Origin of the sequence: Microbaculum marinisediminis, from assembly GCF_025397915.1 — a bacterium.
In the GTDB taxonomy this organism is placed as follows: domain Bacteria; phylum Pseudomonadota; class Alphaproteobacteria; order Rhizobiales; family Tepidamorphaceae; genus Microbaculum; species Microbaculum marinisediminis.
On the sequence record NZ_JALIDZ010000007.1, the window covers coordinates 86,178 to 100,254 of the forward strand.

A 14,077-nucleotide genomic window follows, 5' to 3' on the forward strand; every position below is an offset into this window, starting at 1 on the left:
GCGTCCGGCTCCGCCGCGCCCGCTCTACCGGCGGAGGAGCGCCGGCTCAACCGATCGAAGGGGTGAACCGGAGCGGTGGCGTGTCGCCCGCTCCGACGGGGAGCCTTGCCCTGATTTAGCAATGGAGCATCGAGACGGCGATGGTGTCACGGCGCGAATTCCTGATGGCGGCGGTTGCGACCGGAGCCATCGTCGGTCCCGGATTGGGTGGACGCTGGACCCGCGCCCTCGCCCAGCAGCAACTGAGCGAGGACGCACTCCTGTCGATGGAGCCGTTCGGTAACGTCACCCTCGTCCACGTCACCGACATCCACGCGCAGCTCAAGCCGGTCTATTTCCGCGAGCCGTCGGTCAACCTCGGTGTCGGCGAGGTCGCCGGCCTGCCGCCGCATGTGACCGGCGCCGATTTCCTGGAGCTATACAACATCGAGCCGGGATCGCCGGAAGCCTACGCGCTCACCTACGAGGATTTCACCGCGCTGGCCCGGACCTATGGCCGCATGGGCGGCATGGACCGCGTCGCAACCGTCGTGAAGCGCATCCGCGCCGAGCGCGGCGACAACATGCTGCTGCTGGATGGCGGCGACACCTGGCAGGGCAGTTACACGGCCAACAAGACGCTTGGCGCCGATATGGTCGAAGTGATGAACGCGCTTGGGCCGGACGCGATGACCGGCCACTGGGAGTTCACCTATGGCGCCGACCGTGTCACCGAACTGGTCGACGGCCTGCCGTTCCCCTTCCTGGGCTCCAACATCTACGATGCCGAATGGAACGAGCCCGCTTTCGAGCCGATGACGATGTTCGAGCGCGGCGGCGTGAACATCGCCGTGATCGGCCAGGCCTTTCCCTATACGCCGATCGCCAACCCGCGCTGGATGATCCCCGGCTGGTCCTTCGGCATCCGCGAGGAGGATATCGCGGCCCATGTCCAGGAAGCGCGCGCCGACGGGGCCGATCTCGTCGTGCTGCTCTCGCACAACGGCTTCGACGTCGACCGCAAGCTTGCCTCCCGCGTCGACGGCATCGATGTGATCCTCACTGGCCACACCCACGACGCGCTGCCCGAACCGGTGATCGTCAACGACACGCTGCTGATTGCCTCCGGCTCGAACGGCAAGTTCGTCTCCCGTCTCGATCTGGACGTCCGCGACGGCGCGATGAAGGGCTTTTCCTATCGGCTCATTCCGGTCTTCGCCGACGTCATCGCGCCGGACGCCGAGATGGCCGCGCTGATCGACAAGGTTCGCGCGCCCTACGAAGCCGAGCTTGCCCGCGAGCTTGCCCGGACCGATACGCTGCTCTACCGGCGCGGCAACTTCAACGGCACCATGGACGATCTGATCTGCCAGGCCCTGCTCGAGGAGCGCGAGGCCGATATCGCGCTGTCCCCGGGGTTCAGATGGGGCACGTCTGTGCTGCCGGGCGACGCGATCACGGTCGAGGATCTGCACACCGCCTGCGCCATGACCTATCCGGCCGTCTACCGCTCGACCATGTCCGGGCAGGTGATCAGGGACATTCTCGAGGATGTCGCCGACAACCTGTTCAATCCCGATCCCTACTATCAGCAGGGCGGCGACATGGTCCGCGTCGGCGGCATGAGTTACACGATCGCCCCGACGGCGGACATGGGCTCGCGGATCTCCGATATGACGGTGCTGAAGACCGGCGAGCCGATCGATCCGGGAAGGGACTATGTCGTCTCGGGCTGGGCATCGGTCAACGAGAACACCGAAGGGCCGGCGATCTGGGACGTCGTCGAGGCCTGGCTGAAGGACAACCCGGTGGTGACCCTAAAGGAGAACGGGTCCGTGCGCATCGCTGGCTGACGGTGGATCCGAGGCGCGGATAACGGCCACCGCGGACCCGGCGCGCGACGCCGTTCTGACGTAGCGGAATAATACGGACTATGCGATCCTCCGGTCGTGATGTACGCTGAAGAAAACGCGATAATTTTCGCTCCGTGCGTTTAAAAAATGGGGACCATGCTGGGAGGTTTGGGGCGCAGTGTTGCTCCGATGTTTGTGACGGCCACCGTCGCACTGGCCGCCGGGTCTTCTTTTGCCGACGGCGACCCCGGCAAGGGGGAAGCACTCTACCGATCCTGCAAGGCGTGCCATCAGATCGGCGCCGGTGCGCTGAACGGCGTCGGACCGCATCTCGACGCGCTGTTCGGTCGCACTGCCGGCAGCCTCGACGGCTTTCGCTATTCGTCCGCCATGCGGGAGATGGGCGCTGACGGCCTCGTCTGGGACGAGCGCACGCTCGATGCCTACCTGGAGAAACCGCAGACGATGATACCCGGCACGCGCATGTCGTTCCGCGGCATGCCGGACCCGGAGGCACGGACCCGCCTGATCGCGTATCTGAAGCAGGCCTCCGCCGCCGAGCCGGCCGCCGATCCGACGACGGCGGAAGCGCCGCGCCCGGAAATGGCCGCCGCGGTGCTGGAGATCGAGGGCGATCCTGACTACGGCGAGTATCTCGCCTCCGAATGCGTCACCTGCCACCAACCGTCCGGCCGCGCGGAGGGCATCCCCTCGATCGTCGGCTGGCCGAAGGACGCCTTCATTCGCGCCCTGTTCGAATACAAGACCAACGTCCGCAGCCATCAGGTCATGCGGATGGTCACCACGAATCTTGGCAACGAGGAAGTTGCGGCACTCGCCGCGTATTTCGAGCAGCTCGAGCCGCAATAGGGCTACGGGCGAATCCTGGGGAGGATAACATGACGAAACTTACTCGCCGTAGCTTTGGGATCTTCACCGGCGCATTGGGCGTGACGCTGGCCCTGCCGACCTATCTGCGCGCTCAGGATCGACCGAAGGTCGTCGTCATCGGCGGCGGCGCCGGCGGCGCGACGACGGCACGCTACATCGCCAAGGATTCGGAAGGGGCCGTCGACGTCACCCTGATCGAAGCCAATCCGCAGTACACCACCTGCTTCTTCTCGAACCTCTATCTCGGCGGCTTCCGGGATTTCGACTCGATCACCCACACCTACGACAAGCTCGCCTCGAACTACGGGATCTCTGTGGTCAACGGCATGGCCGACACGGTCGACCGGGAGGCAAAGGAAGTGGTCATGGCCGACGGCAGCCGCGTTCCCTACGACCGGCTGGTGATCGCGCCCGGCATCGACCTGATCTGGGATTCGGTGCCCGGCTATTCGGAGGAAGCCGCCGAGATCATGCCGCATTCCTGGAAGGCCGGTCCGCAGACGCAGCTCCTGAAGTCCAAGCTCGACGCGATCGAGAACGGCCAGCAGATCATCATGGTGGCGCCGCCCAATCCCTATCGCTGCCCGCCCGGCCCCTACGAGCGCGCCTCGATGTTCGCCCATGTGCTGAAGTCGAAGGGCCTCACCGATTCCAAGATCATCATCATCGATCCCAAGCCCAAGTTCTCCAAGCAGGGCCTGTTCCAGGAAGGCTGGGAGAAGCACTATCCGGGCATGGTCGAATGGTACGGACCGGACGTGCATGGCGGCATCACGGGTGTCGACCCGGCGGCGGGAACGGTGACGACGGATCTCGACACCTTCAAGGGTGCTCTTGTCAACGTGATCCCGGCGCAGAGGGCCGGCGCGATCGTGGCGAAGGCCGGTCTTACCGACGACAGCGGCTTCGTCCCGATCGATCCCTATTCGATGCGTTCGAAGGCGGACGAGAACATCTTCGTCGTCGGTGATGCCACCATCGCCGGCGACATGCCGAAATCCGCCTTCTCGGCCAACAGCCAGGCCAAGGTCGCGGCCATGACCATCCGCGGCGAGCTGACCGATTCCAAGGTGTTCCCGGCCAAGTACGCCAATACCTGCTGGAGCCTGATCGAGACCGACGACGGCGTGAAGGTCGGTGCGCAGTACGCCCCGACCGACGAGAAGATCGCCTCGACCACGAGTTTCATCAGTCAGACCGGCGAGGATGGCGCGCTGCGCAAGGCGACCTACGAGGAATCGATTGGCTGGTACGCCGGCATCACCAACGACATCTTCGGAGACTGAGTAACGCGGGCTGACCTGGCCCGCGCGCCGGGTACCGCGTGCGATCGTGGCTTTCATTGCGGCGGGTGCGGGGCTTTCCGCGCCCGCCGTTTCTTTTTTCGCTGTTGTTTGATTTCAGCGTTGTGCGATTATTTAGTCGGCACCAAAGTCTGGGGCGCGATTGATGACGGTGATTTCGCGACTGGCCCGAGAACCGCTGTTTCAGTTCCTCGTCATCGGCGCGGTCGTTTTCGCCGCTTACGCGGCCGTCGGGACGCGCACCGATGTCGCCGCGCCGGAGACGATCGTTGTCACACCGGGCCGGATCGCGCAGCTGTCCGAGACGTTTTCGCGCACCTGGCAGCGGCCGCCGACGCAGGACGAGCTGGACGGGCTGATCGACGCCTTCGTCAAGGAGGAGGTCTTCTACCGCGAGGGGCGCAGCCTCGGCCTCGATGCCGACGACACCGTCTTCCGGCGGCGGCTGCAGCAGAAGCTGGAATTCATGATGGAGCCTGATCCGGCGGACCTCGCGGCGTCAGACGTCGAGCTCGAGGCCTACCGCGCCGCCAATGCCGAGATGTATCGGGTGCCGGAGCACACCGCATTCCGTCAGATCTTCTTCAATCGGGATACGCATGGAGACCAGATCGATGCGGAGATCGACGTTGCGCTGGACGCGCTGCGCGGCGACGGTGCCAGGATCGAGGCGCGGAGCCTGGGCGACCGGACGATGCTGCCCTTCTCCATGCCACTCACCCCGACCGACCGGATCGCCATCAGTTTCGGACAGCAGTTCGCTGATGCCCTGAAGGCGATCGCGCCCGGTCAATGGCATGGCCCGGTCGCGTCGACCTTCGGCCTGCATCTGGTCCTGATCGACGACAAGAGCCCGTCGCGCGATCCGAACCTCGCCGAAGTGCGCGATGCCGTCCGGCGCGACTGGGAAGGGGAGAAGCGGCGGGAGATCGCGGAGGCGCGCTACCGCGCCATGCGCGACAACTACGACGTGACCGTGATCTGGCCCGAGGAGAGCGCCGGGCAGGTCGAGGCGCAGGCGGTGAACCAATGAAGCGTCTCGCCGCCGCCCTGGTTTTTGCACTCGCCGGCCTCGTCGCGACGATGGCGCAGACCCACGAGGTGCGCCCGGCCTACCTGGAGATCGACCAGAAGGGACCGGAAGACTTCGATGTCCTGTGGAAGGTGCCGACACGCGGGGAGGCCCGTCTGGCGCTCGACGTGTCGTTGCCGTCCGCCTGCGCGGAAACCTCTCCGATCGTCGCCGCCGATGCGGGCGCGGCCATGACCAGCCGGTGGAGCATCCGCTGCGCCGGCGGTCTCGGCGGCGAGACAGTGGCGATCGACGGTCTCGTCGGCACCTATACCGATGTGATCGCGCGGATCGCCTGGTCCGACGGGTCGGTCCAGACCGCCCGGCTGACGCCGGATTTCCCGGACATCGTCCTCGAGACCGCGCCGGGCGCGCTGGCGACGGCGAGGGCCTATTTTGTCCTGGGCGTCGAACACATCCTGCTCGGCATCGATCATCTGCTCTTCGTGCTGGCGCTGCTGCTTCTGATCCGCGATCTGCGGACGCTGATCGAGACGATCACCGCCTTCACGGTGGCCCACTCGATCACGCTTGCCGCCGCGGCCCTCGGCTGGACCCAGGTGCCCCAGCCGCCGGTCGAGGCGGCGATCGCGTTGTCCATCGCCGTCGTCGCCGCCGAGATCATCCGCGCCGAGCGAGGCGAGACAGACCTGTCGATACGCTATCCCTGGCTAATCGCGTTTCTGTTCGGGCTCCTGCACGGCTTCGGCTTCGGCGGGGCGCTGCGCGATATCGGCCTGCCGCAGACGGACGCGCCGCTGGCGCTGCTCACCTTCAATCTCGGCGTCGAGGTCGGGCAGCTTCTCTTCGTCGCCGCGGTCCTCGTCGTCGCGTTGGCTGCGCGCAGGCTGGTCGCCGTGCGCGGTGCGCTGATCCGCGGTCCGGTCGGCTACGCGACCGGCTGTGTCGCCGGCTTCTGGTTCGTCGAGCGGGTGGTCAGTTTCGTGGCGTAGCCGATCGGCCGCCGCGATCGGGCGCCGATGAAACTCGTGCCGGAAGTGGCGCAACAGGGAGATATCGCGACGGTTTACGTATGGTGAAGACGCAGTGGGCGCAGGGTTGCGCCGTAAGAAGTCAATAAACGAAACGCACGCGGGAGGGCGACGACTATGTCAATACTCATGCTTCGCGAATGGCTTCTGGCATTGGCTCTTGTTTCTCTGGCTTCGTTCGGCGCGAACGCCGATGACGCGCAGATCGCGCGCGGCGGCTATCTCGTCGGGATTGCGGGATGCAATGACTGCCACACACCCGGCTACTTCTTTGGCAAGCCGGATATGGCGCGGTATCTGGGCGGCTCCGATGTCGGCTTCGAGATCCCGGGCCTCGGCGTCTTTGTCGGCCGCAACCTTACGCCCGACAAGGAAACCGGCCTCGGCGACTGGAGCGATGATCAGATCGTCGCCGCGCTTCAGACAGGCGTCCGGCCGGACGGGCGCATGTTGGCGCCGATCATGCCGTGGCATGCGTTCGCGAGCCTGACGGCGGACGACGTGAACGCCGTCGTGGCGTTCCTGCGCAGCCTGCCGCCGGTCGAGCACGCGGTACCGGGGCCGTTCGGTCCGGGCGAGACCGTATCGACGTTCACGTTCCGGATCCTGCCGCCCGGCGAAACGGCGGCCGACGCGCCGTAGCGGAGCGCACCCGGATCTGCGTGCCGGACGTCGGGGCTGGTGCCCTGAGGCGACTGGCATGCCGGGCCGGGTGCCGCGAGCCTCGCGCGGCGCCGATCCTGGACGCCGGTCCCGGACCGCGCACGAGTCCGTCAGCAGAGGCGCGCGCCAAGCCGTCTCTCGCGAGCCGCTTCGACCACGATGAGGAAAGGGCCAGACCATGACTGATCCGCGCAAGATAACCAGCTACACCGTCGACGGTGCCCTGAAGATCGTGTCCAAGGACGATCCCGGTCCCGGTGGCGCGCATCACGCCTACGTCATTGCCTGGGGCAAGGGCGAGCTCCCGATAAAATTCCAGTTCGGCCATACTCTGGAGTCCGGTCACAACGGCGTCACCGACGAAGCGCTGCTTGCCGTCATCGTCGACAGGCTCCGGTCATTTCAGGCCGGTCCGCTCTCCTGCCGCGAAAACGAGATCGCCCTGACCAAGATCGAGGAAGCCCTGCACTGGCTGCATCATCGCACCCGCGACCGGCTGGCGCGCGGCGTCAAGGGGACCGGCCGGGCGTGAATTGCATGCCCCCTCGACCTGGCAACGCGGGGTATCCTGTTCAGTCAATGGGACGATTTTGGAATCGTTGAACGCTCTGGGGGCGGCCCCCGCATACGGCGTTCGCGGCTCGGTTTCCTATTTTTCCGTCATCTTCACGAACGCCGGGCCATCGAAGGTCGGAGCGCTCGATTTGTGGCCTCGGATATACGACAGATAAAACTGACTTGGGCCATCATCGCCGAACTCGGCCCTGATCGTCTCGAATAGCTGCTCCGCCGTCACCCAGTCCTTCTCGCGGAAATAAGTCAGGGCGGTCGAGAACTTCGAGCATAGTGCCATTTGCCGGTCGGTCGCGGTTGCGGATTTCGCGATGATCTCGACAACCGGCGTGGCGTCGGCCTTGCCGCTGAGAAGAATGTCCCCCAAGGGCCGCACCAGCAGTCCGTCAGGCGTCTTCAGGACGGTCTCGGCCGCCAGGACGTGGGTGCCCAGGTACTTGTTCAGGCTCTCCAGTCGCGCGGCCGTGTTCGCGGTGTCTCCGAGGATACTGTAGGCCATTCGGCCGCCGCCACCGGTGTGACCGACGTAGAAATAGCCGTCCTGAAGGCCGATGCGCGGATTGAGGCGCAGCCGGCCCCTCTGCGCGGCGAACCGCTCGATGGCATCGCAGACATCCAGCGCGGCGCCGACGGCCTTGGCGCAAACCTCGGGGGACGGTTCGGCGGACGTCCACGCGCACATGATCGTGTCGGCGTGAAACTCCGTTATGTCGACGTCGTGCCGTTTGAGCGCGGTGGCGAGCTCATCGAAGTAGCTGTTCATGAACTCGGCCAGTTCTTCCGGCTTCTTGGTCTCCGACAGCGTCGTGAATCCGGACATGTCGGTGGCGAGGCAGGTCCCGTAGACCACCTTATTGACTTCCGACGGATCGAACTCCCGTTGCGTCAGATCCTGGACGATGTTCTCCGGCAGGTACATGCTGATGGCACGCGTGACCTGTTGCTCCGCATGGCGCTTCAGCCGGTACTGCCCGATCAGCCCGATCAGGAGCGCGCACGGCATCTGCACCAGGGCGGGCGTGGCAAGCGGCAGCCAGACGCTGGTCTCGTTGAAGCGCCATTGGGCGAAGACCCCGTACAGGACCGCAAGACCAATGACGGTCGGCACGCCCGCTGTCGCCGGCAACAGAAAGCCCGACAGGCCGGCCACCAGGCCGAAAGCCACGATGATGGCAATCTCCGTGCGAAGAGCGACAGGTCGCACGTTTCCCTGTGTCAGCAGGTTGGAGAAGGCGGTCGCCATGATCTCGACGCCGCTCAGGTCGACGCCGTCATCCCCCGTGAAGCTCGTGAAGAAGCGGTCCGGCTGGTCCGGGGCGAACAGATCGGAATAGCCGATGAACACGACGGTCCCCGCCAGGTCGGTGGTGCCGGGCGCGGGCGCGCGGTCGTCGGAAAGGACATCCTCGTAGGGAATCGTGGGGATCGAGCCCGGCGGTCCGTAGAAATTCAGGAAGTAGTGATCCGGCCCCCCGTACAGGGTAGCAAGCGCCGCCAGGAGCTGGCGTTGTTTGTCGTCGGGCTGTGCGTCGATCCTCCAGCCGACCCGTTCGGCGAGCGAGGGATCGTTTACGAAGATCCCGCGGAAGGCCTGCATAAGAGCCTTGATGTCGTCGGGGCTCCTTAGCTGCTCAGCGGTTGCGGGAAGGGCGTCGAGACCGGACGCGCCCGCCTGTCCCAGCAGGGCGATCCATGTCTCGTAATAGGGCAGAGCCTTCATCTGGAGCGCCAGTGCCGGGATGGTGGCGTTGTCGCCGAGGCTCGACTTGAACGTCCAGAATTCCGTGGCGGCCTGGTCGATCTTGGGCAGCGGGAATGGGCCGATTGCGCTGGCCGCCTCGGCCAGGACCGGCGTTGGTGATCGCTTCTCCTCCACCCAGGTCCAGCCTGCATCCTGTCCGTTTGCGCTCACGAGACGTTCGCGGTGTGCGGAGAGCCATTCGAACAGGACGACGCGATCGGCGCTTGTTATCGCCCGGGCGAAGTCCGCGTCCTCGTCGCCGGGCTTGGCGCGGCTGAAGTCCATGTCGAAAACGATGATGTCGGCGCCCCGCGCGACCAGACGCTCCACGAGCATGCCATGTGTCGAGCGGGGCCAGTCACGCGGCAGTCTCGCCAGATCGAGCATGCGGCCGGTTCGGTTGTTTATGCCGACCACCGCCACGCCGGGCGGTGGCGTCGCCTTGCCACGTGTCTTGAACAACCAGTCGAGGCCCTGGGTCCGCTCGAACTCGTTGCCGAAGGGTGACAGGATCACTGCAAGGCCGAGCGCGGCGCAAACCACGCCGGCACCGAGGCCCATTGCGAAACGCCTCAGCCGCGAAGAGCCAAATTGTCGTCGTATGCCGGCGCTCACGTTAATGCGGTTCCGCCCGCCGCGTTACAGGCGAGACACATCCACTCTAGCGAACCTCGTCTATCATGGTGTCTCGCCTGCTCATTATAGTCCTAACCAGTCAAACAGCGTAGGTCGTCTGTCTTCGTGAAGGGAGCTAGTCGCAGATCTTCATGCGCCGGCCATTGACCTTCTCGTACACGCAAGTGTTGTTCCCGATGGTCCCCATCGAGATGGCATCCAGCGCCGTCAACGGATCTCCGCCAAGGCAGCTGTTTACCTGGCCGGGGGCGGTGGGCGTCAGGTCGCCATTGCAGAAATTCGCGAGGTTGGTGCCACAGCCGCACAGGTTCACGTCCTGTTCCTGCGGTTCGATTTCGAAGGCCTGAACAAAGCCGGGCATCGTGTCATAGGCCCCGCAGATCGTGGCTACCTGGCCCTGGCTCACCGGGCACGGTCCACTCGCGAAGCACACGGTCACGTTGCTTGGAAGTTTGTTTGCGTTGTTGATCGGCGATTGGACCTGATCGAGCACGACGCTGTCGCCGCACATGATCAGGGAACCGTTCCGCCGAGTGATCGTCGCTTCGAAACCTTTGCGCCCCTTCTGCTGGCTATCGTTTCGTACGTCCTCGATCTGCACCTCGGTGCCGTTGACGATCGTTGCCCACACGCCCCCGCTTTGTTGCGGCAGGCTGGTCGGCGTGAATTCCACGGTCTGGCTCGGATCCAGAACAAATCCGCAGATTTCCGCCGCATCCGCGCAGGTCGCGTCTCCCTGGACATAGATCGGACAAATCCCCGCGGGGGTGCGGTCATAGACGCCGTCGCACATCTCGGCCGCCCCGACACTCGTCGATAGGCCGGCGGCTGTTACGACAGCACATGTGAGCAGAGTACGGACAGGTTTCATTAGCCTCTCCCCTTGCGATCTGTGGCGACAAATTAGTCGCCTAATCACATCTTAACCATAATTGCTCAGAAGTTAAGAGTGATCCGGCCCACGATCTGCATGGCCGGCAGGTAAGGTCCGATTGACGGCTCGTCGCGGAACTCCCGGAAACTGTCGTCCTGGTAGAAGAATTTCTCGTCGAGCAGGTTGCTGACCGTCAGGCTGGCGATACCCCTGCGATCGGGGAACCGGAAGCCGATGGCCGCGTCGACGACGAAGAAGTCGTCGGATCCGTCCGCGAGCCCGAGGTTGGTCTTGGCGGCCATCGTCCGCGTGACCTCCTGGTTGACGTAGGTTCCGCCGAGCCCGGCGAAGAAGCCGCTCGGATGGAAATACCGCACCATGATCGGAACGCTGAAGGTCTCGACCTTCAGCGGGACGTCGCCGAAAACGGAGGAGTCGTTCACGCCGGTCTGGAACCGGTCGTAGGAGACCCGGCCGCTCAACGCCCAGCGATCGTTGATCGCCCAGTACAGATACGCGCCGCCGAGCTGCTCTTCCTGGTCTTCGAAGGTGACGCCGGTCGGGATGAAGACCGGGACCGTCAGGTCGCGCCACGTGAATTCGGCGCCGATGAACAGGTCATCGGTGATCTGATAGTCGATCGCGCCGCCATATCGCCATGCTTCGTCGGCGTTGCCGTCGTCGAAGAGCTGGTTGAACCCCGCGATCTGGGTCGGTTCGATGGAGCGGTTGGCCACCAGGGCCGGCTTCACCGTGCGGAATGCGGCGCCCCGGACCACCAGGTCGTCGGTGATCTTCCACTGGACGCCGAACTTGGGGTTGACCTTCTCGACCTTGAGCGCGCCTTCCTCGTAATCGTCGTAGCTCGCCCCGACCGTCCAGGTCACCGTCTCGGGAAGCGAGATGTTGACGTATGTGTAGCCGTGAAAGTGGGTGATCGGCGAATCCGAGACGACGAACGGCGGAAACGGTCCGAACTGCGCGGTCGTCGTCGCATCCGCGTCGGTGTATCCGAGGCCCGCGACGACATTGAACAGGTCGGCCCTGTAGATGTACTGCCCCTCGTACTGATAGCCCTCGTCCTTGCCTTCGACCTTGAAGTCGAAGCCCGGGAAAAGTTCGCGGGCCCGCCGTTGGTCGCGGCTGCCATAGATGACAGATGCGATGATGTCCGAGTTGGGAGTCGGCGAGTAGCGCACGCCGATCCTGGCCATGTCGCGGTTCAGATTGTTGCGAACGGTCGGATCGTAGGAATCCGGATCGAAGTTGAAGGCGAGGTCGCCATACTCGGTTTCGCGCTGGCTCCATTCCGCCTGGATGTTCAGGTCCGGCGTGAGTGCGACCTGGCCGTAAAGCTGAAAGATGTCGTGCTGGACGTCGTTGTTCGGCCGCCAGCCGTCGCTTTCGTATGTGAAGGCGCCCGCGCCCAACGAGAGCTGGTTGTAGATCAGGGACGCGACGCCCTCGCCGCCGATCGACTCGTCGTTGCCGACGACACCGGAGACGATGACCTGGCCCCCGTTCCGCTCGAACAGCGGCGTGAACTCGTCGAAGCCCGGATCGGCCGGCCCGCCGCGCGCGACGATGTTGAGGTTCGTCTCGACGAGGCTCGGCTGGATCGGATTGATGTTCACGTCCTGCAGGAGCTGCGACTGCAGCATCTCGCTGACGCGCGCGCTCTCACGGCGGGGAATGCCGATATACATGTCCGAGAGGAAGCGATGCGCGGACGCATTGTTCGGCGCGATCGTCAGCGATTGCGCGCCTTCATTCAGGCCGAGGGACCGGAAACCCAGGTCGTCGTAGACCCGGGCGAGGCTGGCGCCGCGCGCCGCGCGGTCTGAATCCAGCAGCTCCCGGCTGCGGTAGATGGCGCGATTGTCGTTGAGATCGATCGATGTCTGCAGCTCGTGCAGCGCCTCCACGGGCCTGTTTTCCGTCTGCAGCATGATCGCGTTGTAGAGGTATGGCGTCGGATCCAGCGGATCGAGTTCCTTGGCCAATGCGAACTGCTCCTGGGCCAGGTCGTCCCGATGCTCCTCGAAATAGGCCTTGCCGAGGTAGGAGCGAAGCAGAGACCGCGAGGAGTCGAGGGCGACCGCCATCTCGATCTGCCGCCGCCCTTCGGCCAGGTTGCCGTCCCGGATCATCGCCAGGCCAAGCCCGAAACGCGCCTGCGGATCCGACGAGTCGAGGGTGATCGCCCGTTCGAAGGCTTCCCGCGCCTGCTTGGTACGGAATTCCGTCAGCGCGGCGTAGCCCAGCACGATTTGCGTGCGTTCGATGCTGGGATCCAGCGAAACGGCAGTCTCCGCCGCTTCGCGCGACAGGTCGCGATACCCGAGCATCAGCCAGAGTTCGCTCAACCGCGCCCAGCCGATCGCGTCATTCGGCTGCTGCGCGGTGGCCTCGAGCATCGTGTCGCGGGCGGCCAGCAGGTCGAACTGGGCCTGTTGCGCGAAGGACAGGGCAATTCTCGGCGCCGTTGCATCCGGCGCCAACGCGACGGCTCTGGTGGCGTCCGCGAGAGCGGCCTCCCTGTCGTTCTGCACCACCGCGATGACGGCGCGCAGCGCATAGGCGAGCCCGACATTCTCTCCCCGCGCCAGCGTCGCGTTGATGGAGGCCCTCGCTTCGTCGACGCGCCCGACCGAAAGAAGTTGCGCGGCGTCGTAGATCGGCCCGGAGCGCGCGCCACCGGCGGCGAGGATCGGAGGATAGAAAAGGCCCCACTGCACCGCGTCGCGCGGATGGACGAGCGTGAAGGATTGCGGCGGCGCGCCCTTCGCCGAGCGGACCGACTGGCCGCTCGCGACCGAGACATCCCCGCTGTCGTTCGAGGCGGAAACCACCCCTTCGTAGACCGTCATCGTCGCATCGTTCGCCGACGTACGAATGACGAACTCCGTCCCTTCGATCGTGGCATTCAGATACGGCGTGTTGACCTCGAGTTCCCTGGGATTGCGGCTGAAGGACTGGAACGCCCCGCGGACGAGGTCAAGGACCGACCGTTCCTCTTCTTCACCGGCGATGTCGGCGAGGTAGATGGTCGTGTCCTGATCGAGCCGCAACACGGCGTCGTTGACGAGCATCACCGCCGCGCGGCTTCGCGGGCCGGTTCTGACGATGTCGCGTTGACAGAGGTCCTGATCGAGCACAGCCAGCCGGGAGACCCGGTCCCGCTGAACCTCGACGTCGCCATCTATGGAGATGAGTTGTCCTGCGACCTGAGCGCAGTCTTGTGCATAGGCGTCCGTCGCCCACGCGTGCCAGGTTACGCCACACAGAATTGCGATAGGTACACTACGCCGCATCCAAGCCAATTTTCCTGCCCCCGAAACTTGGCCTGTCCATCAACGAACGCTGACGCTCCATCAATGGACACGTCCTGTTGATTTACAAATTGTTAGTAAACCACACGTTTGGTTAGCCAGCTAGTATTATTTGTGCGACAGGCTGTTTCGCGAAGGCTGCCGGCGTCGTACCAAGGTGGAGACGG

Annotated in this window: 10 protein-coding genes; 7 read left to right on the top strand and 3 right to left on the bottom strand. The window is 64.7% G+C overall.

All coding sequences use genetic code 11. The annotated features are described in order from the left end of the window. Positions 1 to 140 precede the first annotated feature (140 nt). The 7 genes from soxB to MUB46_RS15945 all read left to right on the top strand — a co-directional run bounded on the left by soxB (position 141) and on the right by MUB46_RS15945 (position 7,286). Positions 141 to 1,832, top strand: coding sequence for a thiosulfohydrolase SoxB (soxB, locus tag MUB46_RS15915; RefSeq protein WP_261616918.1), 1,692 nt, complete (start codon positions 141 to 143; stop codon positions 1,830 to 1,832). A gap of 189 nt (positions 1,833 to 2,021) precedes the next feature. Continuing rightward, positions 2,022 to 2,702 carry a c-type cytochrome gene (locus MUB46_RS15920; protein ID WP_261616919.1) on the top strand — a complete coding sequence of 227 codons (681 nt, stop codon included), beginning with the start codon at positions 2,022 to 2,024 and terminating at the stop codon, positions 2,700 to 2,702. Between the two features lie 29 nt (positions 2,703 to 2,731). Next, positions 2,732 to 4,009, top strand: a complete 1,278-nt coding sequence (locus tag MUB46_RS15925) for an NAD(P)/FAD-dependent oxidoreductase (protein WP_261616920.1) — start codon at positions 2,732 to 2,734, stop codon at positions 4,007 to 4,009. Positions 4,010 to 4,172: 163 nt separating this feature from the next. Continuing rightward, a complete protein-coding gene (locus tag MUB46_RS15930; RefSeq protein ID WP_261616921.1) occupies positions 4,173 to 5,060 on the top strand; it encodes a peptidylprolyl isomerase in 888 nt (295 codons plus the stop codon). Next, positions 5,057 to 6,052: a HupE/UreJ family protein gene (locus MUB46_RS15935; RefSeq protein WP_261616922.1), complete on the top strand. Its 996-nt coding sequence runs from the start codon at positions 5,057 to 5,059 to the stop codon at positions 6,050 to 6,052. Before MUB46_RS15930 ends, MUB46_RS15935 begins: the two co-directional genes overlap by 4 nt. Before the next feature lie 168 nt (positions 6,053 to 6,220). After that, positions 6,221 to 6,733, top strand: a complete 513-nt coding sequence (locus tag MUB46_RS15940) for a cytochrome c (RefSeq protein WP_261617124.1) — start codon at positions 6,221 to 6,223, stop codon at positions 6,731 to 6,733. A gap of 199 nt (positions 6,734 to 6,932) precedes the next feature. Continuing rightward, complete coding sequence (locus MUB46_RS15945; RefSeq protein ID WP_261616923.1) at positions 6,933 to 7,286, top strand: Acb2/Tad1 domain-containing protein; 354 nt, start codon at positions 6,933 to 6,935, stop codon at positions 7,284 to 7,286. 117 nt (positions 7,287 to 7,403) lie between these two features. On the opposite strand, the gene MUB46_RS15950 is transcribed toward MUB46_RS15945, so the two are convergent. The 3 genes from MUB46_RS15950 to MUB46_RS15960 form a co-directional block, all read right to left on the bottom strand. Beyond that, positions 7,404 to 9,629, bottom strand: coding sequence for a CHASE2 domain-containing protein (locus MUB46_RS15950; RefSeq protein ID WP_261616924.1), 2,226 nt, complete (start codon positions 9,627 to 9,629; stop codon positions 7,404 to 7,406). Between the two features lie 190 nt (positions 9,630 to 9,819). After that, complete coding sequence (locus MUB46_RS15955; RefSeq protein ID WP_261616925.1) at positions 9,820 to 10,575, bottom strand: hypothetical protein; 756 nt, start codon at positions 10,573 to 10,575, stop codon at positions 9,820 to 9,822. Positions 10,576 to 10,640: 65 nt separating this feature from the next. Then, on the bottom strand, positions 10,641 to 13,892 hold the full coding sequence (locus tag MUB46_RS15960; RefSeq protein ID WP_261616926.1) for a FecR domain-containing protein: 3,252 nt from the start codon (positions 13,890 to 13,892) through the stop codon (positions 10,641 to 10,643). Positions 13,893 to 14,077: the final 185 nt, after the last annotated feature.

Coding starts and splice junctions, on each gene's coding strand:
- soxB (WP_261616918.1), top strand. CDS start 141: ATGGTGTCACGGCGCGAATTCCTGATGGCGGCGGTTGCGACCGGAGCC.
- MUB46_RS15920 (WP_261616919.1), top strand. CDS start 2,022: ATGTTTGTGACGGCCACCGTCGCACTGGCCGCCGGGTCTTCTTTTGCC.
- MUB46_RS15925 (WP_261616920.1), top strand. CDS start 2,732: ATGACGAAACTTACTCGCCGTAGCTTTGGGATCTTCACCGGCGCATTG.
- MUB46_RS15930 (WP_261616921.1), top strand. CDS start 4,173: ATGACGGTGATTTCGCGACTGGCCCGAGAACCGCTGTTTCAGTTCCTC.
- MUB46_RS15935 (WP_261616922.1), top strand. CDS start 5,057: ATGAAGCGTCTCGCCGCCGCCCTGGTTTTTGCACTCGCCGGCCTCGTC.
- MUB46_RS15940 (WP_261617124.1), top strand. CDS start 6,221: ATGCTTCGCGAATGGCTTCTGGCATTGGCTCTTGTTTCTCTGGCTTCG.
- MUB46_RS15945 (WP_261616923.1), top strand. CDS start 6,933: ATGACTGATCCGCGCAAGATAACCAGCTACACCGTCGACGGTGCCCTG.
- MUB46_RS15950 (WP_261616924.1), bottom strand. CDS start 9,629: ATGGGCCTCGGTGCCGGCGTGGTTTGCGCCGCGCTCGGCCTTGCAGTG.
- MUB46_RS15955 (WP_261616925.1), bottom strand. CDS start 10,575: ATGAAACCTGTCCGTACTCTGCTCACATGTGCTGTCGTAACAGCCGCC.
- MUB46_RS15960 (WP_261616926.1), bottom strand. CDS start 13,892: ATGCGGCGTAGTGTACCTATCGCAATTCTGTGTGGCGTAACCTGGCAC.